A 15,178-nucleotide genomic window follows, 5' to 3' on the forward strand; every position below is an offset into this window, starting at 1 on the left:
TTTGATTTTGCTTGCACGACTGTTGATTCTTCTGGCCTGGGCAGCACTGCTTGCGGGGCTTACCCTGCCCAGCATGGCGCCCGGACGGGCCAATATCACCACATTGGTCATGATGGGCATTGGCCTTGTTCTGCTCGCCGTGCAATCAAGACCACGGCAGGTTCTTGCCGATTGGGGCGTAAGGCTGACTCTTCTTGCAGGTGCTTTGCTGTTTGTGGCGCTTGTCGCGACCGCAAGCTCGGCGATGCATCTTGCCGCCATACTGATCCTGGCGCCACTTTGGTTCTTTGCCGGCCATAGTGCCCTCCTCACCCAGCTTGGTGAGCGGCTACGCCCCGCCGTGGTCGGCGGCTTCGCTATTGCGGGAGCCGGCGCTGGGGCTGCCATTGCGGCTGCCGACGTGCTGATCTTTGGCCTGGCACGCGGCGGCGGTTCCGTAAACAACCCGATCCATTTCGCCGATCTCACGCTGATGCTGGGCTTTGTGGGGCTGGTTGGCATCACCGAAAAGCCAAAGCTGAGCCTGTTCTTTATGCTGGGCCCCGTGTTCGCGCTTGTGGCGATCTGGTTCAGCGGCTCGCGCGGGCCATTCCTGGCGTTCGGACCAATGCTTGTGGTGGGCGGGGGCATGCTGGCCCTGCTCCTCCTGCCAACAAGGCGAGCGCTGCTTCTGCTGGCAGCAGGGGGTGTCGTGCTGGGCATTTTGAGCTTCGCGCTGATCAGCTCAGGCGCTGCGGGGCGTTTGGGCGATATCGCGCAAATCGGCACGCTCCTAACAGGCACCACGGCAGACGCCAGTGCCAATGAGCGCCTCCACATGCTGCAAAGCGCGCTTCAGGCGTTCTGGGCATCGCCGATCTTCGGGCATGGCATTCTGGATTACACCGATGTCGCTCAGAGCTATGCGCCACCGGATATGAACTATCGGTCTTGGGGCCATTTGCACAATGATGTGGCAGACTTTGCCGTTATTGCCGGAACGCTGGGCCTCTTGAGCTATGTGCTGCTGGTGTTGGCGCCGTTTGCAAGTGGCCTCGCCAATAAAGGCCGCTGGCGCAATGCCACAATCTATCTTGGCACTGTCACGCCGCTTGGATATTTCGCCATGGGATTGACCAACGCCATGTTTGGCGTTCTGGCGCAGACAACGCTATATGCCGTCATCTTGTCGCTGATCGCAGCGCTTTCCCGCCAAGGCAAGGACCTGCCCGCTTGACGACTTCCATCCATATTGCCCTGACGTTTGACGACAATTTCTGGGCACCCGCCTATGCCACCATGCGTTCGGTGTGCCTCTTTACCCGCCGCCGCAGCGATCTGGTGTTTCACCTGTGCCACCGTACGCTGACGCCCGAGCATCGGGCCGATCTCGAAGCGATCACCGCCGAATTCCCAGTGGAGCTGCGTTGGTACGACCTTGATGCGTCCGATCTGTTTCGTGACGTCGCCAGGCGCATGCCGGAGAACAAGCGGCTGAGCAATATTGTCTATGCCCGTCTGATGATTGACCGGCTGGTGGGGCCAGATGTCGAGCGGGTGCTTTATCTCGATTGCGACATGCTGGTGCGCGACAATATCGAAAAGCTGTTCGACATCGACATGGAAGGCAAGCCCATTGCCGCGGTGCGCGACTCCATCGGTGCTTTCATCACCGCGCGGCGCGATCTCAAGGGCAATCGCGACATCTTCGATATCGCCGATCCTTATTTCAACGCCGGCATGGTTTTGATCGATGTCGCGCAATGGCGAGCGGCCGACATCATGGGGCGCATGGAACAGGCGCTCAAGGACGGCATCATGCAGCGCATATATTACGACCAGGATTTCCTGAACCTGGTCTTTGCAAATAATTGGCTGATCCTGCCCTGGCGCTGGAACACCATCGATGCGCGACACGCCCATGAGGGACTTGATCCGGCAATCCTCCACTATACCGGCGAAGCCAAGCCCTGGGGCATTCTCTCTGGCATGCTGCAAAGCGTGGCCTATGCCCGGCTCTACCGGCATGTCATGACCAATGAGCTATTTTACCGTTTCGCGCGGCACCGCTGGAAGCGCTGGTGGCTCAAAAAGCTCCGGCTCGCCCGCTAAGGCAAGTCGATCCCGTCCCGCTCGCACAGCATGTACAGCGCACTGCCGGGCGCGGGGTTCGGCATGCCAGCCCGCCCGCGCCGGGTCAGCTGGCTACGCCAGATATGGACTGCCAGCGTCTGCTCCGTGATCGCCGTCTCAATCATGCTGCCAGGCTGCATCAGCGCGGGAATGCCCTCATAGGGGATGGGGTAAAAGACAGAGGCGGGCTGAACCATTTCCATAAGCCCATGCCGGCGCAAATAATGGGTCAGGGCAAATGGGCCGGTTGCGCCAAACTGCATGTGCTCGGGCGGCACGGCGGCCCCCATGAGCCGCCGTGCGGCCACTTCCAGCCGCCGTCCAAGCGGCAGGTGTGGTTCAAGCAGGGGTCTGCCTCGCCGCTCAAATATGCCGAGCAGATCATCAAGCACTGGCGACTCGGGGGGAATGCGCAACACCGCATTGTTGACCGAGCGCTGGGTCTCCCAGCCCATCACATAGGGGGGCAGGTCGCTGAAGGGACGCAGGCAATAAACGTCGAGATCCGAATATAGCCCCTTGTCCTGCCGCAGGAGGCAGAGCCGGAAGCGATCGGAGAACACGCCGGGCGTGCCCACGCCCTTGTAGAAAATCAGCTGGTCCCGTGGCAGGATTTCGGCCGCATCGTGCAAGGTGACGCCCTCTGGCAAGTCTGCAACAGGATCAAAGGCATAAAGCTCGACGGCATGCCCCTGCCGGACGAAGGAGCGCAAGCACAGCTTTTCGAGCCAGCTGATCGGTCCGTGCCAGAAGCTGACGATCGTGGGCAGGCTCACCGCTTGCGATCCGTGCCGAACACATCGGCGAAAGTGTCGAGCATCAGCTTGTCCTTGACGTGAAGCTTGGGATCAAAGCCGATGCTTTCCGTGCGATCCCAATACCAAGAGCGGGAAATGCCGATGAAGTGGTAGCAATAAAAATCCGCCGAAGCGCCTGAGAGATTGAGCCATCCCTTGACAAAATGCGTCCAAGGCTGGGCGCGCCAGCTGGCAAAAAAAGACCGGCTCGGCGCCAGGGCCCATTTCTTGCCGCGGTCTCGCGCGGCGGTTCCCTTCTTGCGGATAAAGAATTGGTCGTGCCGGGGCGGGCCAGTCTCGGTCCGGGAGTTTAGCACCCACACACGGTTGAAGCGCAGCAAACCAAATGGCGACCGCTCCACGGCCTTGAACACCGATTTGCGGAACGGCGACATGACGAGCTCGTCAACATCGACGTTGAGTATGGAACGCGCTTCCATGGCGTATTTACGGAAGAACTGGGTGAATTTGGGTGGCTGCGCGAACATGCCCCAGTTCGGCCCTAGCCGGTTCCAGCGCCCACCCATGCCTCTCGAGCTGAAAACATCGTTCATCGAGCCAAATTTATAGGGCCACGGAATAACCAGGAATTTGCCGAGCCCTTCAACGGAGGCCAAAGTGATGCGCAGCTCATCGAGGCTATAGGTGGTCGAGCCATTGTCATAGATCACCGCTGCCGTTGCCCCGTGTTCGCGCACATAGAATTTTGCCCAATCGGCAATCCAGGCGAGGTCGTTGTCCTTGTTGATGGTGAAGATCACCCGCTCCCCTCGCAAATGCCGGCTCCGGTTGGGCTGGATTGGCAGGATGAAATGCTGGTCGGCGAAGCGAAAGCTCAGGCGGTTGTCACTCGGCGGCAAGGAAACGCGCAGGATTTCAGCCTGCACGCCATGATGGATGCGCGGCTTGCTGATGGTGCCAGAGGGATGCCCCGTGATCACCAGTGTTTCGATCAGGGGGGTGAGATTGAGCCCCATGGGTCCGATCAAATAGACGTGCCGCCCGCTATGGTCGCGGAAGATGTCGTAGAAAACTGCGCAATCGTCGAAGCGCTCGTAAAAGTTCTCCGGCCGGTCCAGTTCGGGCCCGAGCGGCACGCGGCGCAGTTCGCGCGCCGGGTCCAGCAGGGCCGGAGAGGCAGCGGCGATCTGGGGATCAGCTTGGGCAAGGTCGAAGGCCATGGCGCGTCCCATAGCGCGGCGCAGGCGAGATGGGTAGAGGGTCTTAGGCGGGAACAGCTGGCCGGCGGCGTGTCGTCAGAACAAAGGTCACGACGAAGCTGGCGCTCATCAGCAGGACAATGGTTGGCGCCGGGGCGCTATCGATAAAGAAGCTGAGGTAGATGCCAAGGATCGAACAGCTGACCGAAACCAGGCTTGCGATCAGCATCATGGGCGCAAAGCGCCGGGAAAGGAGATAGGCAATCGCCCCAGGCGCCACGAGGAGCGCGATCACCAGCACGATGCCAACGGCGGTAAGGGCAGCAACGATGGTGAGGGACAGAAGCGTCAGCAGCCCGTAATGGATCCAGCGGACGGGCAGGCCAATGGCGCCGGCTTGTTGCGGATCAAAGGTGAAGAGCACGAGGTCCCGCCATTTGGCCAGCACGATGGCGGTGACCAGGATGGCAATGATCCCGGTTTGCCAAAGATCGTCCGCGCCCACGCCCAGGATGTCGCCGAACAGGATATGGTCGAGATGCACGTCGGTCTGGATGGATGTGTATAGGACGATGCCAAGGCCGAAGAGCCCGGCGAACACTACGCCCATAATGGTGTCCTCCTTGATGCGGCTATTTTCGCGTAGAAAGCCGACCGAGAGTGCGCACCCCATGCCGGCGGCAAAGGCCCCAATGCCGAGCGGCACTCCGGCAATATAGGCCAGCACCACGCCGGGGAGTACGGCATGGGAAATGGCGTCGCCCATCAGCGACCAGCCCTTGAGCACCAGGAAGCACGACAGCAAAGCGGTTGGAACCGCCACCATGACTGCGATCAGCATGGCGTTCGTCATGAACGAAAACTGGAACGGCCAGAGGGCATAGACCAGGAAATCGCTCACGACGCGATTTCCCGTGCCGTACGGCGCCGGGCGGCCAGCATGCCGTGCTTGGGCGCAAATATGAAGGCCAGGAGGAAGACCAAGGTCTGGAGCACCACGATCACGCCGCCGGTCGCGCCATCCAGAAAGAAGCTGAGATAGGCCCCGAACAATGAGGACAAGGTGCCCACGGCAATGGCGATCATGACGAGGCGACCAAAGCGGTCGGTAAGGAGGTAAGCGGTCGCGCCGGGCGTCACCACCATGGCGATGACGAGAAAGGCGCCTACGGTCTGCATGGCGGCAACGGTGCAGGCGGCCAGGAGCGTAAAGAAGATCACCCGCAGCAGCGGCGGATTAAGCCCGATGGAGCGGGCATGGGATTCATCGAAGAAGGTGACCATGAGATCCTTCCAGATCACCAGCATGACGCCAAGCGTCACCAGCGAAATGATCACCAGCTGCACGGTGTCTTCAGGCGTTACGGCCAGGATATTGCCCATAATGATGGTCTGGATGTTGACCGATGTTGGCGACAAGGAAATCATGAAGAGGCCAAGGCCAAAAAAGGCGGTGAAGATCAGCCCGATCACCGCGTCTTCCCGAAGTTTGGTGCGCTGGGTCAGAAACAGCATGGCCAGCGCTGCCAATCCGCCGGAAAAGAAGGCGCCGAGGGAAAAGGGGAGGCCAAGCATATAGGCGCCGGCCACGCCGGGTACGATGGAATGCGACAGGGCATCCCCGATCAGCGACCAGCCCTTGAGCATGAGGTAGGCAGAAAGGAAGGCGCAAACGCCGCCCACCAGGGCCGAAACCCACATCGCGTTGATCATGTAGCTGTAGCTGAAGGGGAGCAGCAGCGTGTCGATCATTTCCCCACCGGGTCCGATTGCTTGGTGCTCATCTTGCCCTTTTCGCCATACATGACGAGCGGGCGCTCGTCGTCGGTCAGGACGGAAATGTGGCGCGGATCATCGTCGTCATGCAGCCCCGACCCGGCAAGGACGAAATGGCGCAGTGCGCCACCAAAGGTTTCCTCGAGCCGTTCGCGGGTGAAGATTTCGCTGGTGGGGCCGGACGCCAGCACAGTGCCCTTGACCAGCACGGTGCGATCGCAAAACTCCGGCACGGAGCCCAGATTGTGGGTGGAAACCAGCATGACCTTGCCCTCATCGCGCAGATCGCGCAGCAGGGCGACAATGGAGTCCTCTGTCTTGACGTCGACTCCCGTGAACGGCTCATCGAGAAGAATGACCTGGCTTTGCTGGGCGAGGGCGCGGGCGAGGAACACACGCTTTTTCTGCCCACCCGAGAGTTCGCCGATCTGGCGGTGGCGGAACGGGAGGAGGTCGACACGCTCCAGGGCCGAGGTGACCATCTGATGGTCGGCCGGCTTGGGTCGACGCAGCAAGCCCATATGGCCATAGCGCCCCATCATGACCACATCTTCCACCAGAACAGGGAAATTCCAGTCCACGTCCTCGGACTGCGGCACATAGGCAACCAGATTGCGCTTAAGCGCCTGCTTGCCCGGCACGCCCAGAATTTCGACCGACCCGCCCGCCAGCGGCACAAAGCCCATTATGGCCTTGAACAGCGTCGACTTGCCCGAGCCATTGACGCCCACCAGAGCCGTGATCGATCCCCGCGGAATGGTGAAGCTGGCGTGCTTGATGGCTGTGGTGCCATTGCGATAGGCCACGGTGATGTCGCTGACAGCAAGGCCCGGCGCGGTGGCATCGTTCATTGGGAAAGCCCCTCGACAATGGTGCTGGCAGTTACCGACAGCAGATCGAGATAGGTGGGTACAGGGCCATCGGCTTCGGACAGCGAGTCCACATAGAGCACGCCGCCATAGGTGATACCGGTTTCCCGCGCAACCTGTTCGGCAGGCTTGGAGGAAATGGTCGATTCCGAAAAAATCGCTGGCACATTGTTGGCGCGCACGGCATCGATCACCTGCCGCACCTGCTGCGGCGTGCCCTGCTGGTCGGCATTGATGGGCCAGAGATAGAGCTCCTTGAGCCCGAAATCGCGTGCCAGATAGCTGAAGGCCCCTTCCGAGGTCACAAGCCAGCGGCGTTCATCTGGGATCGCCTCAATGGCAGCGCGGATGGGCGCGACGGCAGCGGTAATCTGCTCGGCATAGCGCTGGGCGTTGGCATTGTAGGCAGCTTCGTTCGCGGGATCAGCCTCGACGAACGCCGCGCGGATGTTCTCGACATAAACAAGCGCGTCGGTGGGCGACATCCAGGCGTGGGGGTTGGGCTTGCCCTCATAAGGACCTTCCCCGATGCCGATCGGCTCGATGCCTTCGCTCACCACGACAGAGGGGACATCGCCGAGATTGGCTAGAAACTGCTCAAACCATTGCTCGAGGTTGAGCCCGTTCCAGAGAACCAGATCGGCATCCTGCGCCGCGATCAGATCGCCCGGTGTCGGCTGGTAATTGTGGATCTCGGCGCCCGGCTTGGTTACCGAAACCACGTCCGCTGCGTCCCCTGCAACATTGCGCGCCATGTCCGCGATAATGGTGAAACTGGTCACCGCCTTGAGGCGTTCCTGGGCATGGCTGGGAAGCGTGGCGGCAAGCATGGCCGAGAGAGCCAGGGCGGAAAACAGGCGGCGCTGCATTAAGAACTCCATGTTTCGCTGCATGTGGTATATTGCAATTGCAAATCACTTGCAACTAGGAGTTCCGTCAGTGCTGCATCTTAAGTTTTCGAGAGCGCCATCGTCCCGGCACGGTTAGACCACGCTTTTCCGAGGGCAACTGAGCGGCTGGCTAGTGCAGGGTAACGATGCCGCGCACGGCTTTGAGTTCAGCCGGCTTGATCAGCTTGGCATGAGCAATGCGGACCGAATGGAGCGGACCTTCGATCTCCCGCGTCCAGAAGGCCAAAAACTCTTCCAGCACAGGAAAGCGCGGGGCCAGATCATATTGCTGCCAAATAAACAGCTGCAGCAGGGATGGCTGGTCGGGCATGTGGTAGTGGATTTCGGCAGTGGTCAGTCCATAGCCTTCGAGCTGCTTGAGGAAAGCCTGATCGGGCATTGCGTGCTCCTTTTCGTAACCACCAATAGAGCAGCACAAGCCGGTCAGACCGGCAAATCAGCACTAACCAAAGCCGAGTGCCAAAAATTTTGATCACACCTCTTGAAAGCTGTTTTTGCTGCTCATAACTGCCTGATCGCTTCCTCCGGGGGTGTTCGGAGGAAGCTCTGACATCATCATTGTTATGGAGGAAAGCATGGGGCTCAAACCCTTGCATGACCGCGTGGTCGTTCGCCGGATCGATGCCGATGAGAAAACAGCTGGCGGGATCATCATTCCCGATACCGCCAAGGAAAAGCCCTTTGAGGGCGAGGTCGTTGCCGTAGGGCCAGGTGCCCGCAACGACAAGGGCGAGCGGATCGCGCCAGAGCTCAAGGCCGGCGATCGCGTCCTCTTCGGCAAGTGGAGCGGGACCGAAGTCAGGATCGCAGGCGAAGATCTGCTGATCGTGAAGGAATCCGACATTCTGGGTGTCATTGAAGGCGTCGAGCCGGCCCGCAAGGCCGCCTAACGACGCCGCTTTCATTTTGGGAGAAAAGAAAGAATGGCTGCAAAGGACGTCAAGTTCTCAACCGAAGCACGCGAAAAAATGCTGCGCGGCGTGGACACGCTGGCCAACGCCGTCAAGGTGACGCTGGGCCCCAAGGGGCGCAATGTCGTTATCGAGAAATCCTTTGGCGCGCCGCGCATCACCAAGGATGGCGTGACCGTCGCAAAGGAAATCGAGCTTGAAGACAAGTTCGAGAATATCGGGGCAAAGCTGGTGCGCGAAGTCGCATCCAAGACCAATGATCTTGCCGGCGACGGCACCACCACGGCAACCGTGCTGGGGCAGGCCATCGTCAAGGAAGGCGCCAAGGCCGTGGCCGCGGGGATGAACCCAATGGATCTCAAGCGCGGCATCGATCTGGCCGTGGATGCCGTGGTGGCTGACCTCAAGGCTCATGCCAAGAAGGTCACCGCGAACAGCGAGATTGCCCAAGTAGGCACCATCTCGGCCAATGGCGACAGCGAGATCGGCCGCTTCCTGGCCGAAGCCATGGAAAAGGTCGGCAATGAGGGTGTGATCACCGTCGAGGAAGCCAAGACTGCCGAGACCGAGCTCGAAGTCGTCGAAGGCATGCAGTTCGACCGCGGCTATCTCAGCCCCTATTTCGTCACCAATGCCGACAAGATGCGGGTGGAGTTGGAAGACCCCTATATCCTGATCCACGAAAAGAAGCTCTCGGGCCTGCAGCCCATGCTGCCGCTGCTTGAAACCGTGGTGCAGTCGGGCAAGCCGCTCCTGATCATTGCCGAGGACGTCGAGGGAGAGGCTCTCGCCACGCTTGTGGTCAACAAGCTGCGCGGCGGGCTCAAGATCGCGGCCGTCAAGGCGCCTGGCTTTGGTGACCGGCGCAAGGCCATGCTCGAGGACATCGCCGTGCTGACTGGCGGCAATGTCGTGTCGGAAGATCTCGGCATCAAGCTCGAGAACGTCACGCTACAGATGCTGGGCACCGCCAAGAAGGTGGTGATCGAAAAGGAAAACACCACGATCGTTGATGGTGCCGGCGCTCGCAGCGATATCGACGCGCGTGTGGCCCAGATCCGCACACAGATCGAGGAAACCACTTCCGACTACGACCGCGAAAAGCTCCAGGAGCGCCTGGCCAAGCTCGCCGGCGGTGTTGCCGTGATCCGCGTCGGTGGCGCGACTGAAGTCGAGGTCAAGGAGAAGAAGGACCGCGTCGACGACGCGCTTCATGCCACTCGTGCGGCCGTGGAGGAAGGCATCCTGCCGGGCGGCGGCGTTGCGCTCCTGCGCTCGATCAAGGCGCTTTCCGCTCTCAAGGGCGCCAACTCCGATCAGCAGGCCGGCATCGACATCGTCCGTCGCGCCATCCAGGCACCGGCCAAGCAGATTGCCACCAATGCCGGCGAGGACGGCTCGGTAATCGTCGGCAAGCTCCTTGAAAAGGACGATTATAGCTGGGGCTATAATGCCGCAATCGGCGAATACCAGGACATGGTCGCCAATGGCGTGATCGACCCGGCCAAGGTGGTGCGCACGGCGCTGCAGGATGCCGCTTCCGTCTCATCCCTCTTGATCACCACCGAAGCGCTGGTGGTCGAGAAACCCAAGAAGGAAGCTGCACCGGCCATGCCCGGCGGCGGCATGGACTTCTAGAGCCTGCCTCGGGAGCCCGCACTGGTTTGCCAGTGCGGGTTTTTGTTTCAATGTTCGGGATCGTCGAAATCGAGCGTTTCGGCATCCGGCGCGACATAGCCTTGGCCCGTTAGCCAATCGCGCAGAATGCGGTTGATGGCATCATTGCGGCTGAGTGTTCCGGCTTCGGGATGCACATGATCGGCAATGAAACTGTCGAGGCCGGCAATCAGATCCTCATCAAGGTCGGGAATGGGGCTGAGATCAGGGTGTGGCTGCATCGGCTTGCCTGTTGTGGGAGCTCTTGGGGGAACAACAGCGCTTGCGCCGTGTAGTTCCGGCCGAATGTGACAGCCGCTAACCTCAATTATCGTTCCCACGCCGCCGATACTCGCTCGCCGCAAAAATCACGACCAAGGCAAACACCCCGCCGAGCACTACTTGCATCCAATCAATGCCCGCAATCAGATCCAGCGTAAACGCCCACCCGCTAAACGGCTCAGCACTCACGAGCCAAGCCTCGGCGTAAGGCGTGTCCGGCAGGGCGAGGCGTTGCTCGAGAAAGCCCCAGACATGTGTCGCAAAAGGATGAAATCCCCCCAGTGTCACCCATTCCAGTGTCGACAGCAGGGCCGGCAACAGGGCCGCAATTGGAATGGCCCAGCGCCCCACCAATGTTGCGAGGGCACCTACTAGGGCAATAAACGGCATGTACCACAGAAGCCCACACGCCACGACGGCCAGGATCGCCAGCGCCACCTGCCCATAGATAATAGCGATCTGCCCCAGGAAGCCGACACTTCCGGTGCCATTGATCAGCGTCGTGGCAAAGGCCACCCCGAACAGCAGGATGCCGCTGAGCAGGGCCACGGCATAAACTACGCCGGGCAAGATGGTCAGGGCCGCCACGAATTTGCTGAGCAGGACCTTGAAGTCCGATTGTGGCATGGACTTCCAGAACAGCATGGCATTGTTGCGCTTGTCGGCTGCAAAGCCATCGGCGGAATAAAAGAACAAGGTCGAAATCAGATAAAGCGACCAGCCGGCCCCAAAGGCGAGGAACCCAACTTCATAGACGCGCAGGGGCGCGACCGTGAACACCTGGCCCGAAAAGCGCGCATCGACGCGCCCAACGGTGAAAGCCAGGATGGTGGCGCCAAACAGCACGGCGACCAGGATCAATGGCCCCACGAGAAAGGCGCCGCGATGCTCAATGAACTCGCGATGCACCAAGGCGGCAAATGCCCTCATTCTGCGCTCTCCGGGTTGGCTGTGGGTCGCTGCATAAGGGCAACAAAGAGATCCGACAGTGTCGGCGTCGACAGCTTGCCAAAAGGCTCCAGCACGGCGCGGTCCACGCCATCAAATATCATCACGGTCTGGCCGAAGCGCGTTTCCTCGTAGACCGGGTTGTGTGCGCGCGCTGCCTGCTGGTCGGCAGGATCGTTGACGACGACTTGGGTGAACTTGTCGTTCACCGTTTCCATCTGCATGTGGAGGATCAGCTCGCCATCCCTGATGAACATGATATCGGACAGCATGAACTCGATCTCGTCCACCTGATGGGTGGTGATCAGCAGCGTGCGCTCCTCGGTCATGTAGTCTTCCAGCAAGCGCCGGTAGAAGCGCTTGCGATAGGTGATGTCGAGTCCAAGCGTGGGTTCGTCCAGCACCAGGAGCTTGGCATCGATCGCCATCACGACCGCCAGATGCAGCTGCGCCATCATCCCCTTGCTGAGATGCTTGATCTTCATCTCGGGGCGAATGTCGGTGCCCTCGAGAAAGGCTCGCGCTTTTTCCGGCGAGAAATTGGGATGGATGTTGGTCAGGAGGGCAAACAACTCCCGCACGCGCATGAAGCGCGGCAGGCTCGCTACGTCGGAGATAAACGCCACATTCTCCATCAGCTTGGCGCGCTTGGCGAACGGATCCTCGCCCAAAACGCGGATCGTGCCCTCGCAAGAGGTTAGCCCCAGCATGGCGTTTAGCGTCGTGGTCTTGCCCGCGCCATTGTGCCCGATCAGCCCATAAATGCGGCCGGGCGGAATGTCGAAGTCGAGCCCGTGCAGGATTTCCTTGCGCCCGAAGCGCTTGCGCAGGCCGCGTGCGGAAACAATCGGCGCTAGATCGCCGGTCTGGCCGAGTGTGGATAGCTCATTCATGGTCCGGCTCCTGGTGTGATGTCGATTTGGCAAGCAAAAGCGAAAGGTCGAGATCGAGCGCCCTGATCTGCGCGGCAATGCGCGGCCAATCTTCCCGCAGGAATTTGTCCCGCTCATGCGCAAGCAATTGCTCGCGCGCTCCGGCTGTAACGAACATCCCCAATCCCCTGCGTTTTTCCACCACGCCGATATCGACCAGGGCTTCGAAAGCCTTTGTGACCGTAAGCGGATTAACTGAAAGCTCCCCCGCGATCTGGCGGACAGAGGGTAAAGACTCGCCCTCTGCCACCTGCCCGCGCAGGATCATTTCAGCCAGGCGCTGCCGGATCTGAACAAAGATCGGCTGGCTGGTGTGAAAGTCATCCATGTGCTCTGCCTATGTAGTGTGCTACATAAGTAATACAGCAGGGCGGCCTGTCAAGGGGAATTCGGTGCTCCCATGGCTCTTGCGGAGGGACGCAGGAGGAACTATCCAATGCAATACCAATTGGAGACCAGTCATGTCGCAGCACCCCTTCAAGATTGAAATCTGTGTGGAGGGCGTTGATGGCCTGGTCGCAGCGCAAGAGGGGGGCGCTGACCGGGTGGAGCTTTGCGCCAGCCTGCTTGAAGGCGGCCTCACGCCCAGCCTTGGTGTGGTTCGCGAAGCACAGCGTGTCGCGACCATTCCGTTCCACGTGATCATCCGCCCGCGCGGCGGAGACTTCCTTTATTCCGATCTCGAATTTGCGGCCATGGTGGAAGACATCAAGGCGCTGCGCGACATGAACATTGCCGGCGTGGTGATTGGCTGCCTGACGGCCGACGGCCGCATCGATGAAGAGCGCACTAAAACGCTGGTACAAGCGGCTCGTCCCATGAAGGTGACCTGCCATCGCGCCTTCGACATGACCGCCGACTTCCGCGAAGCTCTTGAAGCGCTGATCCGCTGCGGCGTTGATCGCGTGCTGACCAGCGGCCAGCGCGATACGGCTTTCGAGGGCATCGACATTCTTCGGGAAACCGCCGCGCTCGCCAATGGCCGCATTGTTGTCATGGCCTGTGGCGCGCTCGATGAAAGCAATATCGCCCAGATCCGCCAAGCTACCAATGTTGATGAAATGCACTTTGCTGCGCTCAAGACGATCAAGAGCGGTATGGCATTCCGCAACCCCCACGTAGGCATGGGCGGCACGGCGCTGGAGCGGGAATACGAGATCACCCTGACCGACACCGAGGCGGTGCGCCGCACCATCGCTGCCGCCAAGGCGGCATGACTTTGTTCGAATAGAAGGTTAAAGCTGCAGGGTTTACCGGACCCCAGAGCTTGACCAAACGATCCTTTCTTTTCGGCGCCGATGATGCCGGCACCAGCACGACGCGCCTGATCAGCACGGCGGCTAGCGCCACCGGCTTCATGAAGGGTGAGCCGGGGCCGGTCCAAGACGGATGGTATCAATGGGGCGCAGACAACAGCGCGCTCCTCGCATCCCTGCGCGATCACCTCGCCGCCGCGTATCCCGCCGCCGGCCCCGCACTCTGGGCCGTGCGCCTTTATACTAATCTCATCTGGCAGCCAGCCTATCTTGCGGTGATCAGCGTCCATCTGCATGGGTCAGTGCCGGATCTTGCCGGGCTCTCCCAGGCCAGATCAGGCATCTACATCGACCGCTACCGCCTTGTCTCCGCGCCCATGTGGACCGGCTCGACCGAGGAGATGATTACACGAGCCGGTGCGCAGCTCCGCGCCATGACAGACGCCTTGCTCCCCGAGGTCAATGCCGTTGAAAAGCTCCGGCCCATGCTGGCCCAGCGCCTCCTTGCCGAACGCATGCTGGGCCTTATGCTCTGGCTGGGTCAAAGGCGGCGCGAGCTCACCACCGAGCAGATCGAGGCCTATGCAGCGCAATGGCTCGCTGTGCTTGGGCTGGAAGGGCAGGGGACGCTCGAGCAGATGGAAGCAGGAGGGCGGCGCCTGCTGATCGTCAAGCGCAAGGGCTGTTGCCTAGACTACCGGATCGATCCCGGCCGCCTCTGCGCCAATTGCCCAAAGCAGGGTGACGCGGTGCGAATAGGACGTCAGGTCGCCAACGCTTTGGCCGAGATCCGGTGATGCCACTGGTGCAAGCACCACCTCCTGGTGGACCTCATTCTGAGCCTGTCAAAAGACGAGGTTGTGGGATGGGACAACGAGCTCACCTTCCCTGCATCCCTCAGTCAAAAACCTCTTCAGGATACACGCCCCAAAGCTCTTCCTGGCGCATAAAGCCCGAATAGCTCGCCGTACGTTGGTTCTGGTCCTGGTGGCTCGCCGTCACCTCGCACCAGCTGCCATCGCATTCCTTGATCACGACCTTGAGCCCTGGGCCCAGCCGCGCTCGAACGCTGCCCTCGTCGGAGCGGCTGGAGCGCAGGGCGATCTCGCCATTCGCCATCAGCGGCGACGCATAGCCCGCGCGCGTGCCGGAAAGCAGGTTCTGATGCACCCAGCCTTCGGTGCCATCCACATCTCGTATTTTGCGCCACGTATCGAATTCCTGAACGATCTCCACCGGAATACCGGCTTTGAGATACGTCCAGGCGACCTCATACTTGGTACCCGGGCCCACGCGCACATTGATCGGCTCGGATCGTGTGGTGGCAAACCGGGGCAGGGGCAGGCCGCTGGGATTGTCTTGCGCGAGACTTGGCGCCAGAAGGGACACGAGCGCCAGCAGGAGCCAGGCAACACGGCGGAACAGGGCTTGGATCAAAGCGGCAGAGCCTTCGCGCTTGGTCTGGTGAAACATGGCTTTGCAGAAGAATTGGAATTGCCCTATCACTAGCCAATGATCCTTAATGGTCGCTGAAGGCCATGGTTTTCCACTCCCTTGAGGCCCTCCCG

Annotated in this window: 18 protein-coding genes; 6 read left to right on the forward strand and 12 right to left on the reverse strand. The window is 60.5% G+C overall.

The window, feature by feature from the left end; all coding sequences use genetic code 11:
- Positions 1-7: 7 nt before the first annotated feature.
- Both DDE77_RS07570 and DDE77_RS07575 read left to right on the forward strand, forming a co-directional pair.
- On the forward strand, positions 8-1,216 hold the full coding sequence (locus tag DDE77_RS07570) for an O-antigen ligase family protein (protein ID WP_157959711.1): 1,209 nt from the start codon (positions 8-10) through the stop codon (positions 1,214-1,216).
- Positions 1,213-2,091, forward strand: a complete 879-nt coding sequence (locus DDE77_RS07575) for a glycosyltransferase family 8 protein (RefSeq protein ID WP_157959712.1) — start codon at positions 1,213-1,215, stop codon at positions 2,089-2,091. The genes DDE77_RS07570 and DDE77_RS07575 overlap by 4 nt, the downstream gene beginning before the upstream one ends.
- Here the strand turns inward: DDE77_RS07575 and DDE77_RS07580 are convergent.
- The 7 genes from DDE77_RS07580 to DDE77_RS07610 all read right to left on the reverse strand — a co-directional run bounded on the left by DDE77_RS07580 (position 2,088) and on the right by DDE77_RS07610 (position 8,004).
- Positions 2,088-2,888, reverse strand: coding sequence for a hypothetical protein (locus DDE77_RS07580; protein ID WP_108396841.1), 801 nt, complete (start codon positions 2,886-2,888; stop codon positions 2,088-2,090). The two genes, DDE77_RS07575 and DDE77_RS07580, sit on opposite strands and share 4 nt — an antisense overlap.
- Positions 2,885-4,090: a hypothetical protein gene (locus DDE77_RS07585; RefSeq protein WP_157959713.1), complete on the reverse strand. Its 1,206-nt coding sequence runs from the start codon at positions 4,088-4,090 to the stop codon at positions 2,885-2,887. Before DDE77_RS07585 ends, DDE77_RS07580 begins: the two co-directional genes overlap by 4 nt.
- 43 nt (positions 4,091-4,133) lie before the next feature.
- Positions 4,134-4,922, reverse strand: coding sequence for a metal ABC transporter permease (locus DDE77_RS07590; protein WP_108396954.1), 789 nt, complete (start codon positions 4,920-4,922; stop codon positions 4,134-4,136).
- 44 nt (positions 4,923-4,966) lie between these two features.
- A complete protein-coding gene (locus DDE77_RS07595) occupies positions 4,967-5,821 on the reverse strand; it encodes a metal ABC transporter permease (protein ID WP_108396843.1) in 855 nt (284 codons plus the stop codon).
- Positions 5,818-6,696, reverse strand: coding sequence for a manganese/iron ABC transporter ATP-binding protein (locus DDE77_RS07600; protein WP_108396844.1), 879 nt, complete (start codon positions 6,694-6,696; stop codon positions 5,818-5,820). The genes DDE77_RS07595 and DDE77_RS07600 overlap by 4 nt, the downstream gene beginning before the upstream one ends.
- On the reverse strand, positions 6,693-7,544 hold the full coding sequence (locus DDE77_RS07605; protein ID WP_245895128.1) for a metal ABC transporter substrate-binding protein: 852 nt from the start codon (positions 7,542-7,544) through the stop codon (positions 6,693-6,695). Before DDE77_RS07605 ends, DDE77_RS07600 begins: the two co-directional genes overlap by 4 nt.
- 190 nt (positions 7,545-7,734) lie before the next feature.
- A complete protein-coding gene (locus DDE77_RS07610; protein WP_108396846.1) occupies positions 7,735-8,004 on the reverse strand; it encodes an usg protein in 270 nt (89 codons plus the stop codon).
- Between the two features lie 196 nt (positions 8,005-8,200).
- Between DDE77_RS07610 and groES the strand changes: the two genes are divergently transcribed.
- Positions 8,201-8,515, forward strand: coding sequence for a co-chaperone GroES (groES, locus tag DDE77_RS07615; RefSeq protein ID WP_108396955.1), 315 nt, complete (start codon positions 8,201-8,203; stop codon positions 8,513-8,515).
- 33 nt (positions 8,516-8,548) lie between these two features.
- Positions 8,549-10,174, forward strand: coding sequence for a chaperonin GroEL (gene groL / locus DDE77_RS07620; RefSeq protein ID WP_108396847.1), 1,626 nt, complete (start codon positions 8,549-8,551; stop codon positions 10,172-10,174).
- 47 nt (positions 10,175-10,221) lie between these two features.
- Here the strand turns inward: groL and DDE77_RS07625 are convergent, their stop codons facing one another.
- The 4 genes from DDE77_RS07625 to DDE77_RS07640 form a co-directional block, all read right to left on the reverse strand.
- The gene (locus tag DDE77_RS07625) at positions 10,222-10,434 is read right to left on the reverse strand and encodes a hypothetical protein (RefSeq protein ID WP_108396848.1); all 213 of its coding nucleotides are present in this window, start codon (positions 10,432-10,434) and stop codon (positions 10,222-10,224) included.
- Between the two features lie 82 nt (positions 10,435-10,516).
- Positions 10,517-11,404 (reverse strand): hypothetical protein, encoded by an 888-nt coding sequence (locus DDE77_RS07630; protein ID WP_108396849.1) that lies wholly within the window; start codon positions 11,402-11,404, stop codon positions 10,517-10,519.
- Positions 11,401-12,315 carry an ABC transporter ATP-binding protein gene (locus DDE77_RS07635; protein WP_108396850.1) on the reverse strand — a complete coding sequence of 305 codons (915 nt, stop codon included), beginning with the start codon at positions 12,313-12,315 and terminating at the stop codon, positions 11,401-11,403. The genes DDE77_RS07630 and DDE77_RS07635 overlap by 4 nt, the downstream gene beginning before the upstream one ends.
- Positions 12,308-12,682 carry a GntR family transcriptional regulator gene (locus tag DDE77_RS07640; RefSeq protein WP_108396851.1) on the reverse strand — a complete coding sequence of 125 codons (375 nt, stop codon included), beginning with the start codon at positions 12,680-12,682 and terminating at the stop codon, positions 12,308-12,310. The genes DDE77_RS07635 and DDE77_RS07640 overlap by 8 nt, the downstream gene beginning before the upstream one ends.
- Before the next feature lie 133 nt (positions 12,683-12,815).
- Between DDE77_RS07640 and DDE77_RS07645 the strand changes: the two genes are divergently transcribed.
- Both DDE77_RS07645 and DDE77_RS07650 read left to right on the forward strand, forming a co-directional pair.
- A complete protein-coding gene (locus DDE77_RS07645; RefSeq protein WP_108396852.1) occupies positions 12,816-13,571 on the forward strand; it encodes a copper homeostasis protein CutC in 756 nt (251 codons plus the stop codon).
- Positions 13,572-13,621: 50 nt separating this feature from the next.
- Positions 13,622-14,407, forward strand: a complete 786-nt coding sequence (locus DDE77_RS07650; protein ID WP_108396853.1) for a siderophore ferric iron reductase — start codon at positions 13,622-13,624, stop codon at positions 14,405-14,407.
- A gap of 100 nt (positions 14,408-14,507) precedes the next feature.
- Here the strand turns inward: DDE77_RS07650 and DDE77_RS07655 are convergent, their stop codons facing one another.
- Positions 14,508-15,083, reverse strand: coding sequence for an SH3 domain-containing protein (locus DDE77_RS07655; RefSeq protein WP_425430734.1), 576 nt, complete (start codon positions 15,081-15,083; stop codon positions 14,508-14,510).
- Between the last annotated feature and the right edge of the window lie 95 nt (positions 15,084-15,178).

Source organism: Devosia submarina (assembly GCF_003056345.1).
In the GTDB taxonomy this organism is placed as follows: Bacteria; Pseudomonadota; Alphaproteobacteria; order Rhizobiales; family Devosiaceae; genus Devosia; species Devosia submarina.

Excerpts from the sequence above, each read along its gene's own strand:
- DDE77_RS07600 (WP_108396844.1), bottom strand. The coding sequence starts at position 6,696 with ATGAACGATGCCACCGCGCCGGGCCTTGCTGTCAGCGACATCACCGTG.
- DDE77_RS07605 (WP_245895128.1), bottom strand. The coding sequence starts at position 7,544 with ATGCTTGCCGCCACGCTTCCCAGCCATGCCCAGGAACGCCTCAAGGCG.
- DDE77_RS07585 (WP_157959713.1), bottom strand. The coding sequence starts at position 4,090 with ATGGCCTTCGACCTTGCCCAAGCTGATCCCCAGATCGCCGCTGCCTCT.
- DDE77_RS07625 (WP_108396848.1), bottom strand. The coding sequence starts at position 10,434 with ATGCAGCCACACCCTGATCTCAGCCCCATTCCCGACCTTGATGAGGAT.
- DDE77_RS07610 (WP_108396846.1), bottom strand. The coding sequence starts at position 8,004 with ATGCCCGATCAGGCTTTCCTCAAGCAGCTCGAAGGCTATGGACTGACC.
- DDE77_RS07595 (WP_108396843.1), bottom strand. The coding sequence starts at position 5,821 with ATGATCGACACGCTGCTGCTCCCCTTCAGCTACAGCTACATGATCAAC.
- DDE77_RS07635 (WP_108396850.1), bottom strand. The coding sequence starts at position 12,315 with ATGAATGAGCTATCCACACTCGGCCAGACCGGCGATCTAGCGCCGATT.
- DDE77_RS07645 (WP_108396852.1), top strand. The coding sequence starts at position 12,816 with ATGTCGCAGCACCCCTTCAAGATTGAAATCTGTGTGGAGGGCGTTGAT.
- DDE77_RS07590 (WP_108396954.1), bottom strand. The coding sequence starts at position 4,922 with ATGACGAACGCCATGCTGATCGCAGTCATGGTGGCGGTTCCAACCGCT.
- groES (WP_108396955.1), top strand. The coding sequence starts at position 8,201 with ATGGGGCTCAAACCCTTGCATGACCGCGTGGTCGTTCGCCGGATCGAT.
- DDE77_RS07630 (WP_108396849.1), bottom strand. The coding sequence starts at position 11,404 with ATGAGGGCATTTGCCGCCTTGGTGCATCGCGAGTTCATTGAGCATCGC.
- DDE77_RS07655 (WP_425430734.1), bottom strand. The coding sequence starts at position 15,083 with ATGTTTCACCAGACCAAGCGCGAAGGCTCTGCCGCTTTGATCCAAGCC.
- DDE77_RS07640 (WP_108396851.1), bottom strand. The coding sequence starts at position 12,682 with ATGGATGACTTTCACACCAGCCAGCCGATCTTTGTTCAGATCCGGCAG.
- groL (WP_108396847.1), top strand. The coding sequence starts at position 8,549 with ATGGCTGCAAAGGACGTCAAGTTCTCAACCGAAGCACGCGAAAAAATG.